The following is a 15,349-nucleotide window of genomic DNA, read 5'->3' as shown; positions in this document are numbered from 1 at the left end:
GTAGGCCCACGTCACGAGTGTCGGATGCTGCGGCCCGCGCCGGATCGGCCGGTCAATCGGTCGGTCCTGCTCGCGACTCGCCTCATGTGCGTCGCCGGACCGGAGTTCCCCGAGTCGGGCCAGGTCCGGCGTTAGACTCGCCGGCCATGGGACTGCTCACCTTCAGCCTCAACCTCACCCTGGACGGCTGCGTCGACCATCGGGAGGGGATCGCCGACGACGAGACGCACGCCTTCTTCACTCGTCTCATGGACGAGGCCGGGGCCATGCTGTGGGGCCGCGTCACCTACGAGTTGATGGAGAGCGCCTGGCCGGCCGTCGCCCGCGGCGACGAACAGGCGCCGCCGGCCCTGCGTGAGTGGGCGGTCAAGCTGGAGGCCAAACCCAAGTACGTGGTGTCGTCGACGCGCCACCACTTCCCGTGGGCCAACAGCCACCACATCGACGGCGATCTGCGTGAACGCGTGCAGAGGCTCAAGGACACGACCCCGGCCGGGGTCCTGCTCGGAAGCGGCAAGCTCGCGACCGAACTCGACCGGCTGGACCTGATCGACGAGTACCGGTTGCTCATCCATCCCAGGATCGCCGGTCACGGCCCGACGCTGTACGAAGGCGGGCTGCCCGGCCCCCGCCGGCTCGAGTTGGTCTCGGCGCAGCCGCTCCACAGCGGCGTGGTGGCCATGCACTACCGCCGCGCGCACTGAGTGACACGGAGTCCATCGCCGCCAGGTCACCGGCAGCGCGGGCCGTGCGGGGTGAACGGCTCCTCGACGGCGAGGACACCTCGTCGAGGTGTGATTTCGACGGTCTCCGCGCTGGTGGACAGGCGCGGGGATGCGTCGGAGGCCGCGCGGTGCGTACAGTTCCGGGTCGGACTTGGGGTGGGCCGGATGGATCCGGCGCAGGGAACGGGACGAGCAGCGACGGCATGACGGCAGACAAAGACACCGAAAACGGTCAGTACCGCATTGACCCGTCCCGGCTGGAGACCTGTCTCAGCGTCTTCGAGGCGTTGGAGGACCTGCCTCCCGATCACCCCGACGTGGTGCGGGTGCAGCGGGCCACCGCGAGGCTCTACAAGACGATCAAGCAGCGGCGGCGCGAGGAACGGCGGGATGCCATCGCGGCGGCCGACCGCGCGGTGACGGCGGCCACCGCCACCGGCGCCCCGGGCCGGATCGACGATGAGACCCAGGGCAACCCGCTCGTCTCCCCGACTGCGGGTGCCACGGCCGGCGTGCTGCACAAACCGCGCGGCTGCTACACCTGCAAGCAGCGCTACCGCGATGTGGATGCCTTCTACCACCAGCTCTGCCCGCCCTGCGCCGCGCTGAACCGGGAGCGCCGGGACGCCCGTACCGACCTGACCGGTCGACGCGCGCTGCTCACCGGCGGTCGGGCGAAGATCGGCATGTACATCGCGCTGCGGCTGCTGCGCGACGGCGCGCACACCACGGTGACCACACGGTTTCCCCACGACGCGGTCCGCCGATTCGCCGCGATGCCCGACAGCGGGGAGTGGCTCCACCGCCTGCGGATCGTCGGGATCGATCTGCGCGACCCCGCCCAGGTGATCGCCCTCGCCGATTCGGTCAGCGACCAGGGCCCACTCGACATCCTGATCAACAACGCGGCGCAGACCGTCCGCCGCACGCCCGCCGCGTACGCGCACCTCGTCGCGGCGGAGGCGGCGGCCCTGCCGGACGGCCCACTCCCCGAGATGATCACGTTCGCCAAACCGGCCGGCCGGGGTGACCCGGCGGGCAGTCTGATCGCCCCACCGACCTCGCCCACCATCACCCCGCACGCGCTCACCGCACTGGCGCTCACCAGCGGCTCCGCCTCGCCGGAACGCATCGCGACAGCCAACGCCATCGACGCCGGCGGTCTGGTGCCGGACCTTGACCCGGTCAACAGTTGGGTGCAGCGGGTGCACGAGGTGAATCCGGTCGAGCTGCTCGAAGTGCAACTGTGCAACGTGACCGCGCCGTTCGTGCTGGTCAGCCGACTGCGACCGGCGATGGCCGCGGCGACCGCCCGCCGCAAGTACGTGGTGAACGTGTCGGCGATGGAGGGCCAGTTCGGCCGTGGTTACAAGGGGCCAGGGCACCCGCACACCAACATGGCCAAGGCCGCGCTGAACATGCTGACCCGGACCAGCGCCCAGGAAATGCTGGCCGACGGCATCCTCATGACCAGCGTCGACACCGGCTGGATCACCGACGAGCGGCCTCACCCGACGAAGATGCGGCTGGCGGAGGACGGCTTCCACGCCCCGCTGGACCTGGTCGACGGCGCAGCCCGGGTCTACGATCCGATCGTCCGTGGCGAACAGGGCGAAGACCTGTACGGCTGCTTCCTCAAGGACTACGCGCCCTGCGCCTGGTGATCCCTTACTGCCCGACGTTCTCCTGCTCCGACGCTGGTCGTCGCGGACCGACCGGTTCCGCGACGACCACGCCCTCGTCCCGTCAGCGGCGGCCCGCGTCGAGGCGGCCGTCGAGCCGCCGGGGGATCTCGGTGTAACCGTCGCGTAGCTCCTCGGGCAGCAGCCACTCCGGCGCGTTCTGCCAGGCCAACGGGCGCAGGAATCGGCGGATCGCGGTGGCGCCCACCGAGGTGTGCAGGGAGTTGGTCGACGGCCAGGGGCCACCGTGGTGCTGCGCCCAGGAGACGCGGACCCCGGTCGGGTAGCCGTCGAAGACGAGCCGCCCCACCCGTGCGGCGAGCAGATCGGCCAGCCCGCGTACGGTGGCCCGGTCCTCGTCGGTGCCGACGTGGATCGACCCCGTGAGCGACGGCGGCACGACCGCGAGCGTCGCGTCCAGGTCGGCGGCATTCGGGTAGCGGACCACGACCAAGGCCGGGCCGAAGCATTCGTCGGCGAGGGTCGCGGACAGTTCGGTGTGCTCGACCTCCAGCAGCACCGGTGACACGGTGAAGCCGGCCGTGGCGTCGACCTCGGGTCGGGCGAGCAGGCGGGCACCGGCCTGTTCGAGCGTCGCGGACCCGGCCAGGAAGGCGTCCCGGATGCCCTCGTTGAGCAGGACCGCTCCGGCGGCGGCGCCGACCTTCTCCCGCAGCGTCCCGACGAGCCGGTCGCCCGCCTCGTCGGACGGGACGAACGCGAGGCCGGGCTTGGTGCAGAACTGACCGCCGGAGCCGGTGAAGGAGGCGAACAGCCCCTCGGCGATCTGCGCTCCCCGCTCGGCGGCCGCCGCGGGCAGCACGATGATCGGGTTGACGCTGCTCAGTTCGCCATAGAGCGGGATCGGGTCGGTGCGCTCGTCGATCGCCGCCTGGATCGCGCGGGCCGCGCCGACCGAGCCGGTCAGGGCGGCTGCCCGGATCGCGGGCTCTCGCACCAGGGACCGTCCGGCCGCCTGGCCGTGGATCAGCGCCAGCACGCCGTCGGGGCCGCCCATGCTGCGCACCGCCGACTGGATCACGATCGCCGACGCATGGGAGGTCAGCGGGTGGGACGGGTGCGCCTTCGCGACGACCGGGCAGCCGGCGGCCAGTGCGGAGGCCGTGTCACCACCGGCGACGGAGAAGGCGAACGGGAAGTTGCTGGCACCGAAGACGGCGACCGGGCCGACCGGGACGAGCATCCGCCGGACGTCCGGTGCCGGGCCCAGCGCCGTCTCGGCGGCACGGTCGACGGCAGCTTCCAGGTACCCGCCGTCGCGCAGCACGTCGGCGAACATCCGGAACTGGACGGCCGATCGGGTGAGCTCGCCGTCGAGCCGGGCCGCACCGAGACCGGTCTCGCCGTCGGCGGTCGCGACCAGGTCGGCGCGATGCGACTCCAGCGAGTCGGCGATCGCCTCGAGCAGTCCGGCCCGGCCGAGCCGGCCGAGACTCGCGAGCCATCCCTCGGCGGAGGCGGCGACGGAGACCAACGCCGCCAGGTCAGCGTCGCTGGTCTCGCGCAGGTCGGTGTCCCGGCGCTGCCCGGTCCTCGGGTCGGTGGTGCTGACGACGTTCACAACAGTCCCCTCTTCACGAGATTGCGCATCAGGTCGCGTACCCCGAAGTCCCAGGGTTCGCACTCCTCCGCGTGCCGAACGCGGTTGACCAGAGTGCCGAGGGCCGGCGAACTGATCCGCACGACGTCGTCGACCTTGTGGGTGAACCCCTCACCGGGATGGTCCCGGTCCTGGATGGGCGCGAACATGGTGCCGAGCATGAGGACCGCGCCGTCGGGATAGCGATGGTGTGGACCGATCAGCTGGCGTACCAGTGCCTCCGGTTCACGGGACATCTGCGCCATCTCGGATACCGCGTCGAGGTGGAAGCCGTCCACGCCCCGGATCTCCAGTCCGATCTCGAGCCCGCGTACCCGGTCCAGCCCGAAGCGGTCGTCGAAGAGCCGGATGAGCGGACCCAGCGCGCACGAGGCGTTGTTGTCCTTCGCAAGTGGCAACAGCAGCGCTGAACGGCCCTCGACGTCGCGAAGGTTGACGTCGTTACCCAGCGTAGCGCCCACGATCCGACCGGTCGAGGCGACGATGAGCGCCACCTCGGGCTCGGGGTTGTTCCAGGTCGACGCGGCGAGTACACCGACGGGCACCGCGGTGCCCATGGCGGACAGTATCTGCCCCTTGGTGAAGATCTCCGCGTCCGGCCCGATGCCGACCTCCAGGTACTGGCTCCAGACCCCCTCGGCGACGAGCTGGTTCTTGAGCCGGGCCGCCTCCTCCGAGCCGGGCGACAGCTCGTGCAGCTCGGTGCCGACGTCGGCGAGCATCCGCTGACGGATGTCGGCGGCGAGAGCCAGGTCGCCGCGGGCGCGTTCCTCGATGACCCGTTCCAGCATCGACACCGCGAAGGTCACGCCGGCGGCCTTGAGCACCTGGAGGTCCACCGGGGTGAGTAGCCATGGCCGGGTCTGGTCACGCACGTCCGCCCCCGTGTTGGCGAGCACCTCGAAGAAGCTGCCGACCCGTTCGCCGTCGAGCGTGGCCACCACGGCGGCGGGGTCCGGCAGTTCGCAGATGTCGCAGACGGTCGCGAAGTGGGCGCTGACGTCGAAGACATCGCCGTTTCGCACCACCACCGGTGACGGCCCGCCGGCGGCGGGGTCCCAGATCCGTCCGATCAGGATGCTCTCTTCGGCGTCGTCCGGCAGCGCCTCGGCGGCGGTGCCGAACCAGTTCGACTCGCTGTGCAGGCTCATGCACCGGCTCCCAGGTTGAAGAAGGAGCATTCGTCCGTCGGGCGGATGACGTAGACGGCGTCCCGGAACATCCGCACGGGGTGCGGTGTGAACGGGTGTTCCGCGATGGCCTCCAGGTCGAGTTCGATGCCGAGTCCGGCGGCGTCCGGGATCAGGACATCGCCCTCCTCGGTCAGCACCAGGCGTTCGTTGGTGATCTCCGGACGCCACGGCACGTCGGTCGCCATGATCTCCAGGTACCTGAAGTTGGGCAGGGTCGCGCCGAGTTGCAGTGTCGCGGCCGTGCTCAACGGTCCGCTCGGGTTGTGCGGGGCGAAACCGACGTAGTGGGTCGCGGCGAGGGTGGAGATGAAGACCAGTTCGGAGATTCCGCCGGCATGGGTGACGTCGGGTTGGACGAAGTCCACCGCCTGGCGGGCGAGTGCCGGGGCGAAGCCCTGCCGGCCGAACCAGCGTTCCCCCGCGGCGATGGGCACCGGCGAGGCGCGGCGGATGTCTACGAGGGCGTCGAGGTTGTCCGGCGGGCACGGCTCCTCGAACCAGACCGGATCGAACTGCGCGATCTCGCGCGCGATCTTGATGGCGTGGCGCACGTCGAACCGGCCGTGGCCCTCGATGAACAGTTCGACGTCGCGCCCGACAGCGGACCGGACCGCGTCGATCTGGGCCAGTACCCGGTCGAGCTGTCGGCTGGTGATGGTGAGGTCGTAGTTCTCGAATGGATCCCACTTGAGGCCGCGAAACCCGCTGGCGACGGTGCGCCGCGCGGCGTCGGCGTAGTCCGCCGGGGTGGAGGCCCGGGAGAACCATCCGTTTGCGTACGCGCGCACCCGGTCGCGGGTGGCGCCGCCGAGCATCCGGGAGACGGGGACACCGAGTTCCCGTGCCGAGATGTCCCAGAGCGCCATCTCCAGCGAGCTCAACGCGGTCATGATGACCGGTCCGCCGCGCCAGTACCAGTCCCGGGCGGTCTCGTAGAGGATGCGCGAGATGTGCGTCGGGTCGAGACCCACCACGGCCTCGGCCAGTTCGGCGATCGCCCCCTGGACGGCGCGTTCCTTACCTTCCAGGGTGGCTTCGCCGAGCCCGACGATCCCCTCGTCCGTGGTCACCCGGACGATCACGAGGTTGGTGCGGTAGAAGTCGACGAGGAGCGTGTCGACTGAAACGATCTTCATGCGGTATCAACCCTTCACGGCGCCGGCGGTCATGCCGGCCACCACGTACTTCTGCGCGAACAGGTAGAAGGCGACGGCGGGCAGGGTGAACATGAAGGCGACCGCCATCACCGTCTGGATCGGTGTCCCCAGCTCACCGATGAAATTCGCGATGCCGACCGAGGCCGGCTGGATCTCCGGGTTGAAGATGAACGTCACCGCGAAGACGTACTCGTTCCAGGCGTGGAAGAACGCGATGACCGCGCTGGCCGCGATCGACGGTGCGATCAACGGGATGCTGATGCGGGTCAGCACGGTGAAGGGACGGGCTCCGTCGACCCGGCCGGCCTCGTCCAACTCATGCGGAATGCCGTCGATCGCCCCCTTGAGGATCAGCGCGACGATCGGCAGGACGAAGGCCGAGTTGGCCAGGATGAGCCCGGTGAGGGAGTCAAGCAGGTCGAAGCGCCGGAACAGGGCGAACAGCGGCACCACCATGAGCGCCTCGGGCAGCATCTGGGTGAACAGCAGCACGATGGTCATCACGGCCTTGCCGCGGAACTTGAACCGGGACAACGCGTAGCCGAGCGGGATGCCGAGGGCGATCGAGAGGACTGTCGTGCCGGCGGCGATCACCAGGCTGTTGAGCAGCCAGCCCGTCGCCTTGCCGTCGGCGAGCGCGTCGACGAAGACCGCGAACTGGGAGAAGTCCGGGATGAGTCGGGGCTTCTCGCCGAAGAGGTCGGCGTTGCTCGTCAGCGCCGTGACGAACATCCAGTAGAGCGGGAAGACCGCAAGCCCCAGCACCACCAGGACGGTGATGATGCGCAGGGTGAGACCGATACGGAGCCGCCTCATCGGGAGTCCTCCTTCTCGACGGCGCGGGCGACGAACCGGCTGCCCATGATGACGATGAGCGAGATGACGACGCCGACCATGCCGATCGCCGCGGCGGATCCGAGTTCCTTGGAATCGAACGCCTGGGAGTAGAGGTCGATGACGAGGGTCTCGGTCGCGCCGACCGGCCCGCCCTTGGTCATCAGCCAGATGAGTTCGAAGCGTCGCAGCGACCAGATGGTCATCAGGAGGGCGAGCAGCCCGACGGTGGGTTTGATGACCTGCCAGGTGACCGCACGGAAGGTCCACCATCGGCCCGCACCGTCCATCGTCGCGGCCTCGGTCAGGTCGTGCGGGACGGACTGCAACGCGGAGAGCAGCACCACCGAGGTGAACGGGAACAGTTGCCAGATGGTCGTCGCCAGGATCGCGGGCAGGGCGTACCTCGGACTGTCGAGGATGGCGCCGCCGGGCACGCCGAGACCGATCGCGTCCAGGAAGCGGTTGACGATGCCGTACTGCGGGTTGAGCATCCACGTCGCGATGAGCGCGACCGCGATGCCCGGCGCCGCCCAGGGCACGGTCACCAGGGCGCGTGCGATCCCCCGGCCCCGGAACCCCCTGTTGAGCAGCAGGGCGATGGCGAGACCGGCACCGACCGCGCCGACGACACAGACGACCACGTAGACGAAGGTGGTGAGGAGGGTGCGGTGGAAGTCCTCGTCACCGAAGATGCGGACGAAGTTCTGCAGTCCCACCCAGGTGCTCTCGGTGGGGTTCAGCAACGTCGTACGCGTGAAGCTGAGGAAGATCTCCTGCGCGAGCGGGACGGCTTGGAAGACGAAAATGAACAGGGCTGCGGGCGCCAGGAAGAGGTACGGCGTCCATTTGCTTCCCTGTGGGCTAGGTCGACGGGGGCCGCGTCGACGCCGGGCCTCGGAGCGAGGCACCTTGGTCTGCTGCTCCAGCACAGTCATCGGATTCGTTCCTTGTCCGCTAGGACGCCGCCGGCGCGAACGGTCTCGCGCCGGCGGCGTCGCTGGTCAACCGACCAGTTCGGTTGCCTGCTGCTGGGCGCGGTCCAACGCGGTCTTGAGATCCACCGAACCCTGGAGTGCGGCGATCACGTTCTGCACCACGACCTTGCGGATGTCCGGCGTCTTTGCCTCGAACCCGAGCACGATCTGCGGCAGGCTCGACGGGGTGAGCTCGTCGAAGACCGGCAGGAACGGTGTCTCGGCGAGGGACTCGGCACTGCGTTCGGTCACCGTCGCGACGCTGCTGGCACCCAGGATCTCCTGCAGCTTGACCTGGTTGGCCGGCTCCAGTGCCCAGCGGATGAAGGTGGCTGCCGCCTCCTGCGCGGGGCTCGCCTTGTTGATCACGATGGGCGCGAGGATCGAACCCTGGCTGCGGACCGGGAACGGGATGGGCGCCACGCTGAAGTTGAGGTTCTCGTTCTGGCCGCGGGTCGCCGTCACGTAGCCGCCGTTGTTGAGCTCCATGCCGACCTTGCCCTCGGCGAACATGCGGCGGAAGGTCGCCGCGTCGGTGCCGCGCGGGATCACGTTGGCGTCGTAGAGGTCCTTGTACGCCTGGAGGCCCTCCAGGTTCTTCGGTGAGTTGATCGTCAGGTTCGTGCCGTCGGACCACGCGCCGCCGAAGCCGTAGACGTAGTTGAAGATGTCCTGCCACACGCCGGCCTCTTCGGCCTCGGTCTGCCGGAACGCCAGGCCGAAGACGTCGCCCTTGGTCAGGGTCCGAGCCGTGTCGAAGAACTGCTGGTAGGTGGTCGGCGGGTTCGGGATCAGGTCGGCGTTGTAGAACATGGCGTAGTTGGACGCCTCGAAGATGACGCCGTGGCGTACGCCGTCGTGGACCATGAACTTGTCCGGCTGCTCCAGCAGCTTGTACTCGCTGGTGTCGATCACGTCGTCGAGCGGCGCGATGAGGCCGGCGTCCGAGGCGGCCTCGAACTCGGGCATGTCGAAGCGGATCAGGTCGGGTCCTCGGCCGCTGCCCATCTGGGTCAGCACGGTCTGTCCGAAGGTCGGGTAGGGCACCGCCGCGGCGGCGACCCGGATCGAACTCTGGCTGGTGTTGAACTCGTCGAGCCATTCCAGCAACTGGGGCCCACGCCCGGGGTCGCCGAAGGTCGAGGCGGCGAACGTGACGGTCGTGACGCCGTCCTCGGAGCCGCTGTCAGAGCCGCAGCCGGTCAGCAGGGCCGCTGTGATGCCAATGATGCTGGTCGCCGCGAGGGTGCGGCGACGGAAGGGGTGGGTTCTCATCGTTACTCCCCAGTTACGGAGTTAGCGGGACGGGGCACTCGATGGTGACTTGCAACGATCGTAGGGACATATGCAACGGTGTCAAGTAGCGGTTGCGCATCACATCCGATACATTGCACATGTCGCAACCGAGGGGGTGTAACGATGGGTCAATCGATCCAGCGCGCGATCAACCTGATCCGCAGGTCGGCGGAGCATCCGCTGACCCTGACCGAGGCTTCGGAGGTGCTCGGCGTCCACAAGTCGACCGCGCTCCGGATCCTCCAGACGCTCGAATCCGCCCGGTTCGTGCGGAAGACCGGCGCGGGAACGTACGTCTTCGGCAGTGGGCTCATCGAGTTGTCCGAGCTGGCACTCGGCTCGATGGACCTGCGCCAGTTCGCTGCGGCCCATCTACGTCAGCTACAACGGCAGACCGGACACACGGTGCATCTTGCCCAGCTGACCGGGGACGAGATCGTCTACATCGACAAGGTGGACAGCCCGGCGTTCGACGCGGTCAAGCTGCCCTCCCGGGTCGGCCGGGCGGTCTCGATCTACGCGAGCGCGGTGGGCAAGGTGATCCTCGCCTTCCTGCCCCGCGACGAACGCGACCGGCTGCTCTCGCACGTCGTCTTCGAGCGGTACACCGAGACGACGTTCGCCGACCGAGACGCGCTCGAAGCCGAGCTGGTCCACGTCGGCGAGCAGGGCTGGGCTGCGGACAACGGCGAGCACGACGCGTACGTCATGTGCATCGCGGCACCCATCCGGGACTCCCGCGGGCGCGTCATCGCCGCCATCTCGATGACCGCGATCGAGGTCATCGCGAGCCTGGAGACACTGAAGGACAGCCTTCCGCTCCTCCTGGAGACCGCGACGCTGATCTCCCGGGAGATGGGTTACACACCACAGGCGGTCGCAGCGCACTGACCCGCCACCTCGGCTCTCGGACCAGGGACGCACCGGGTACGGATCCGCGTGGTGGCACCTCTGCCAGGAGGTGCCACCACGGGTCCGTGACCCGGACTAGCCGATGGTCACCGGAGTGCTACGGGACTCGTTGAACAGCTTGTCGCCCTGGTACTGCGCGACCACCGGCCCGTCCAGCAGAGTGCCCTTGACCGCCTTGTGGAAGCGGGCCACACCGTTCTTGACCGGTGCGGACCCGAGGTAGGTCTCGCCCACGTAGAAGTCGACCTTGCCGCCGGGGGTGGTGGCGTTGGCGGTCACCGCGTCCACGGTCGCGGTGGCGGTGACCTTGACGTTCCCCGAACGACCGGCCGGCTCGGTCGCCACGTCGAGACCGGTGTCGGTGGTGCGGAACGCCACGTTGCGCAGGTAGTAGTTCAGGAGCGGACGCCAGGCGTGCCAGGTGTGCACGCCCTCCACGTTGTGCTCGGTGAGCTCGACGCCGGCCGCGCGCAGTGCGGCGGCCCGCGCCACCGAGTTCTGGGCGATGTTGCCCAGCCGGTCCTGCAGACCGGTGCCGATGTGGATGCCGCCGGGAATGGCCTTCATCCGGTCGATCTGCGCCTGGTTCGCCGCCGGGCCGCCCCAGCTCCAGGCGGCGTGGTATCCGAACAACTCGGTGTTGTCGTACAGGATCGTGAAGGCTCGGCTGCCGCCGGCGGAGAACCCGCCGAACGCCCGGTCCTCCACCCGGGTCGAGACGTGGTAGTTCTGCTCGACGAACGGGATGACGTTGTTCCGTAGTTCGTTGGCGTAGCCCTGGTTACCGCCGGGCAGGCCGTTGAAGTCGGTGGAGACGATCACCATCTGCTGGGCCGCCTTGTCGGTGATGGCGTTCTCCAGGATGTGGTGCGCCACCCCCTGCATGGTCCAGGCGGTCGAGTTGTCGCCCGAGCCGTGGCTCAGGTAGAGGGTGGGGTAGGGCACGGCCCGGTCGGCCCGATAGCCGTGCGGCAGGTAGACCACGATGTCGTGGACGCCGGCCGGGTTGGTGGACAGCGGCGAGACGTACCGCCGCGATTCCAGCGTGCCCGCCTTGTTGGCCTTGACCGGCCGCTGGTAGTCCGTGTCGTAGGTGGGGAACTTCTTGTTGCTCGGGACGAAGACGGTGCTGCGAACCGCACCGGGCGCACCCGGGTACTGCGGCATGATCTGCCACGGGTTGGCCGGGTCATGGTGCAGGGCGCAGCCACTGGCGGTGCTGCTGGTGCAGTCGTGCGTGAAGGCGTAGCGGTATGTGCCGGCGGGCAGCGGGACGGTGGCCTCCCAGACGCCGTCTGCCCTCAGCTCCATGGGCAGAATGTGCCAGGGGGTGGCCGCGATGTCGCCGGGCTGCCACTGTGCGGGAGCGCGGCCGTCGCCGCAGTCGTTGCAGACGACGCTCTCCGGGCGGGAGAAGAACCAGTCGCCGTAGACGTGGACGGTGTCGACGCCGGCCGGAGCCCGGTATCGGAACGTCACCGCCTGCCCGCTCGGCGCCTGGTTGGTGCTGACCACTGTGGGGCCCAGGGGCGCCGATGGCTTCGCCGCCGCGGGTGCCGCGACCGCGCCGGCCACGAGCGTTCCCGCGACCGCGAGACCTGCCACCAGGGATCTTGTCAGCCGCCGATGCGGCGGGTGTGTGAGAAGGGGACGTGCCACGAACATCTACCTCTCCTTCACGGACTGTGTGTCGGCTTGATCCAGAACTACGTCAGTCGTTAACGCAGTTGCAACGATCGTAGTGACATATGCAACGCTGTCAAGACCGGATTGCGCATCGCATTTCGCTCGTTGCTCCATATGCAACGGCGGTGGGAGACCGTTCGGGGCGCGGAACGGATCGGATCAGCCGGCGTCCGATGCGGTACTCCGCGACTCGTTGAACAGCTTGTCGCCGCGATACTGCGCGACCACCGGAGCGTCGAGCAACGCGCCGTTGACCGCCTTGCGGAACTGGGCGACGCCGTGCCGGACCGGAGCGGAACCGAGATAGGTGTCGCCGGCATAGAAGTCGACCTTGCCCGTCGGCGAGGCGGCGTTGGTGGTCACCGTGCCCACCGTCGCGGTCGCGGTCACCCGCACGTTGCCGGACTTGCCGGCTGGTACGGTCTCGACCTCGAGCCCGGTCGTGGTGGTGCGGAAGGCCATGGTGCGCAGGTAGTAGTTCACCAGCGGACGCCAGACGTGCCAGGTGTGCACACCGTCGACGTTGTACTCGGTGATGTCGACGCCTTCCGCCTTGAGGGCGGCGACCCGCGCGATCGACAACTGCGCGGTGTTGCCCAGACGGTCCTGCAGGCCGGTGCCGATGTGGATGCCACCGGGAACGGTCTTCATGCGCTCGACCTGGGCCGCGTTCGCGGCCGCCGCCGGCCAGCTCCAGATGGCGTGGTAGCCGAACAGCTCGGTGTTGTCGTACAGGATCGTGGTGGCCCGGTTCCCGCCCATCGAGAGGCCGCCGAACGCGCGATCCACGGAACGGGTCGAGACGTTGTAGTTCTGCTCCACGTACGGAAAGACGATGTCGCGGAGGTGGTTGGCGTAACCCTGGTTGCCGCCGGGCAGGCCGTTGAAGTCGGTGGAGACGATCACCATCTGCTGTGCCACGCCATCCCGGATCGCGTTCTCCAGGATGTAGTGGGCGACCCCCTGCATCGTCCAGGCGGTCGAGTGATCGCCGCCGCCGTGGCTGAGGTACAGGGTCGGGTACGGGGTTGCCCGGTTCGGGTCGTAGCCGTGCGGTGTGTAGACGACCATGTCGTGGACGCCGAGCGGGTTGGTCGAGCCGGGTGAGGCGTAGCGGCGAGACTCGAGCGTGCCGGTCTTGTGGGGTGCCGTCGGCTTCTGGTAATCGGTGTCGTAGGTCGGGAACTTAGCGCTGCTCGGCACCCAGATGGTGCTGCGCACCGCGCCGGGGGCGCCCGGATACTGCGGGAAGATCTCCCAGGGGTTGGCCGGGTCGTGGTGCAGGGTGCAGCCGCCCGCGGTCGGGCTGACGCAGTTGTGGGTGAAGGCATAGCGGAACGTGCCCGCCGGCAGCGGGACCGTGGTCTCCCACACGCCGTCGGAGCCCTGCTCCATGGCGATCGTGCGCCACGGGGTACCCGCGATGTCGCCCGGCTGCCAATCCCATGGCAGACGGCCGTCGCCGCAGTCGTTGCAGACGACGCTGTCGGGCTTGGTGTAGGTCCAGTCACCGTAGACATGGACGGCGGTGACGTCCTGGGGCGCCTGGTAGCGGAACTTCACCGCGTATCCGCCCGGAGCCTGCTCGGTCTTGATCACCTCGGGCCCCAGGGGTGTGGACGGCGCCGCTGCCGCCGCAGGAGCCATGACTGCCACGGCCGCCAGCGTTCCGGCGACCGTCAGGCCGGCCAGAAGCGGCCGGCCAAGCCGACTACCTGGCGGAGTTGTACGACGAGGACGTGCTGTGGACATGTGCCCTCCTCCATCGAGTTGGCGGTCGGACCACGCCGACCACCCCGACCGTTAACATGTTTGCAACGATCGTAGGGACATATGCAACGCTGTCAAGGGACGGTTGCGCATCGCGGTCTAGTCTTTGCGCGTAGCGCAACACCACAATCTAGGGTCAGTGTGGAGAAGCCACCCAGCGAGTGCAAATAGTGCGTCGAGTGGTGTTCCGGTCGGCGCGCACGGCCTGAGCGCGGAACCGGGTGTAAGGACGCGTCGACCTGGCCCGACCGCAGGGCCCCGGCGATCTCACGCTTCTCCCGCGGCTCGTAGGTCTGTCGATCCTGGGATCGACAGACCATTGTTGTCCCGTCCACGATGCTCCAGCCTCGATCGCAACGAACGACCCGAGACCCTGACCGGCGGCAATCCATGACCCAGTGAATGGCGATGACTCCAGCCGGTTCAGCTACCGAGCGATAGAGGGCAATACCTGTGTCATTTCTTCTCGAGTTCCTGCGCAGCCCTCTGACGGTCGGAGCGATCCGGCCGAGCGGTCCGGCACTGGCCGAGCTGGCCACAGCCTCGGTGCCGGCGACGGGCTGTCCCGTCGTCCTAGAGCTCGGCCCTGGAACCGGCGCCTTCACCGCGCCCATCCAGCAGCGCCTGGCCGGATCGGGCCGACACCTCGCGATCGAGATCAACCCTCGCTTCGCCGAGCGACTGGCCATGCTTCATCCCGCTGTCGAAATCGCGGTCGCGGACGCCGCGTCCCTCCGCGAGGTGCTCGTGCAACGCGGCGTCGACCGGGTCGACGTCGTGGTCAGTGGCCTGCCATGGGCGGCTTTCGACGAAGAACTGCAACGGAACGTACTGTCTGAGGTGGTAACCGTTCTGCAGCCGGCCGGCGTCTTCACCACATTCGCCTACGTTCACGCCCGGTGGGCCCCATCGGCCCAGCGATTGCTGGCGTCTCTCCGATCGCGGTTCGAGGAAGTCGTCGTCAGCCGGACGGTGTGGACCAACCTGCCACCCGCCCTGGTCTATTTTTGCCGACGTCCAATCGCGGTTGTCGACGAGAGCTTCGGAGGGCATTCGATTCTCGGCCCCAGCCGCGCCGAATGGTCAGTCCTGCAGGCTGCATCCCGATGCGCGGACGGCAGATCCCTGGAATGGAAGCGACGTCAGGTCCGTGGCTGCCGATTCGCCGGGCCGCTGGAGACGAGGCGGCTCGATCGACGGGAACGCACGCGGCAGACCGCTGGTGGCCGCACCCCTTGATCGACACGGTGACCCTGGCATCTGCGAACGCGTCGGTGCCGTCTCAGGCGCCGTCACGTCGTCGACCGGCGCGCGACGTCACCACCGTGCCGATTCAAAGCGGCGCCCCCGTCAGGGGCCGGCAATTCCTTATCGGCCTCAGGGGACGTCTGGGGTGGCGTCGGTCAGCGGGTCTTCTTCGTTGCGCGTTTGCGGGGCGGGGTCAACAGGTCAGCGACCGCAGCGATGGCAGACGGCACCAGACGGTAATACGCCCA

At 68.6% G+C, this 15,349-nt stretch carries 12 protein-coding genes and 1 pseudogene; 4 read left to right on the top strand and 9 right to left on the bottom strand.

The window, feature by feature from the left end:
* The first annotated feature begins 146 nt into the window (after nucleotides 1–146).
* Both ACZ31C_RS27320 and ACZ31C_RS27315 read left to right on the top strand, forming a co-directional pair.
* Nucleotides 147–704 carry a dihydrofolate reductase family protein gene (locus ACZ31C_RS27320; RefSeq protein WP_465797704.1) on the top strand — a complete coding sequence of 186 codons (558 nt, stop codon included), beginning with the start codon at nucleotides 147–149 and terminating at the stop codon, nucleotides 702–704.
* A gap of 224 nt (nucleotides 705–928) precedes the next feature.
* Nucleotides 929–2,389 (top strand): SDR family NAD(P)-dependent oxidoreductase, encoded by a 1,461-nt coding sequence (locus tag ACZ31C_RS27315; RefSeq protein ID WP_465797703.1) that lies wholly within the window; start codon nucleotides 929–931, stop codon nucleotides 2,387–2,389.
* Between the two features lie 82 nt (nucleotides 2,390–2,471).
* Here the strand turns inward: ACZ31C_RS27315 and ACZ31C_RS27310 are convergent, their stop codons facing one another.
* The 6 genes from ACZ31C_RS27310 to ACZ31C_RS27285 all read right to left on the bottom strand — a co-directional run bounded on the left by ACZ31C_RS27310 (nucleotide 2,472) and on the right by ACZ31C_RS27285 (nucleotide 9,464).
* Complete coding sequence (locus ACZ31C_RS27310) at nucleotides 2,472–3,989, bottom strand: aldehyde dehydrogenase (NADP(+)) (RefSeq protein WP_465797702.1); 1,518 nt, start codon at nucleotides 3,987–3,989, stop codon at nucleotides 2,472–2,474.
* Nucleotides 3,986–5,179: a fumarylacetoacetate hydrolase family protein gene (locus ACZ31C_RS27305; RefSeq protein WP_465797701.1), complete on the bottom strand. Its 1,194-nt coding sequence runs from the start codon at nucleotides 5,177–5,179 to the stop codon at nucleotides 3,986–3,988. Before ACZ31C_RS27305 ends, ACZ31C_RS27310 begins: the two co-directional genes overlap by 4 nt.
* A complete protein-coding gene (locus ACZ31C_RS27300; RefSeq protein WP_465797700.1) occupies nucleotides 5,176–6,357 on the bottom strand; it encodes a mandelate racemase/muconate lactonizing enzyme family protein in 1,182 nt (393 codons plus the stop codon). The genes ACZ31C_RS27305 and ACZ31C_RS27300 overlap by 4 nt, the downstream gene beginning before the upstream one ends.
* 6 nt (nucleotides 6,358–6,363) lie before the next feature.
* A complete protein-coding gene (locus ACZ31C_RS27295; protein WP_396748739.1) occupies nucleotides 6,364–7,194 on the bottom strand; it encodes a carbohydrate ABC transporter permease in 831 nt (276 codons plus the stop codon).
* Nucleotides 7,191–8,150 carry a carbohydrate ABC transporter permease gene (locus ACZ31C_RS27290; RefSeq protein ID WP_396748737.1) on the bottom strand — a complete coding sequence of 320 codons (960 nt, stop codon included), beginning with the start codon at nucleotides 8,148–8,150 and terminating at the stop codon, nucleotides 7,191–7,193. The genes ACZ31C_RS27295 and ACZ31C_RS27290 overlap by 4 nt, the downstream gene beginning before the upstream one ends.
* 66 nt (nucleotides 8,151–8,216) lie before the next feature.
* Entirely contained in the window at nucleotides 8,217–9,464 is a 1,248-nt protein-coding gene (locus tag ACZ31C_RS27285) for an ABC transporter substrate-binding protein (protein WP_465797699.1), read from the bottom strand.
* A gap of 144 nt (nucleotides 9,465–9,608) precedes the next feature.
* Here ACZ31C_RS27285 and ACZ31C_RS27280 point away from each other — a divergent pair, with 144 nt between their 5' ends.
* Nucleotides 9,609–10,376: an IclR family transcriptional regulator gene (locus ACZ31C_RS27280; RefSeq protein ID WP_465797698.1), complete on the top strand. Its 768-nt coding sequence runs from the start codon at nucleotides 9,609–9,611 to the stop codon at nucleotides 10,374–10,376.
* 96 nt (nucleotides 10,377–10,472) lie between these two features.
* Here ACZ31C_RS27280 and ACZ31C_RS27275 read toward each other — a convergent pair whose 3' ends face one another.
* Both ACZ31C_RS27275 and ACZ31C_RS27270 read right to left on the bottom strand, forming a co-directional pair.
* Nucleotides 10,473–12,002, bottom strand: coding sequence for an alpha/beta hydrolase-fold protein (locus tag ACZ31C_RS27275; protein WP_465797697.1), 1,530 nt, complete (start codon nucleotides 12,000–12,002; stop codon nucleotides 10,473–10,475).
* Between the two features lie 240 nt (nucleotides 12,003–12,242).
* Entirely contained in the window at nucleotides 12,243–13,730 is a 1,488-nt protein-coding gene (locus ACZ31C_RS27270) for an alpha/beta hydrolase-fold protein (protein WP_465797824.1), read from the bottom strand.
* A gap of 576 nt (nucleotides 13,731–14,306) precedes the next feature.
* Here ACZ31C_RS27270 and ACZ31C_RS27265 point away from each other — a divergent pair.
* A complete protein-coding gene (locus tag ACZ31C_RS27265) occupies nucleotides 14,307–15,092 on the top strand; it encodes a class I SAM-dependent methyltransferase (protein ID WP_465797696.1) in 786 nt (261 codons plus the stop codon).
* Nucleotides 15,093–15,256: 164 nt separating this feature from the next.
* On the opposite strand, the pseudogene ACZ31C_RS27260 reads toward ACZ31C_RS27265, so the two are convergent.
* Nucleotides 15,257–15,349: pseudogene (locus tag ACZ31C_RS27260) on the bottom strand (transcriptional regulator); the annotation flags it as partial.

It is taken from the genome of Micromonospora sp. NPDC023869 (assembly GCF_055559695.1).
The sequence above is the reverse complement of the archived record's forward strand: the minus strand, read 5'-3'. Positions and strand labels throughout refer to the sequence as shown.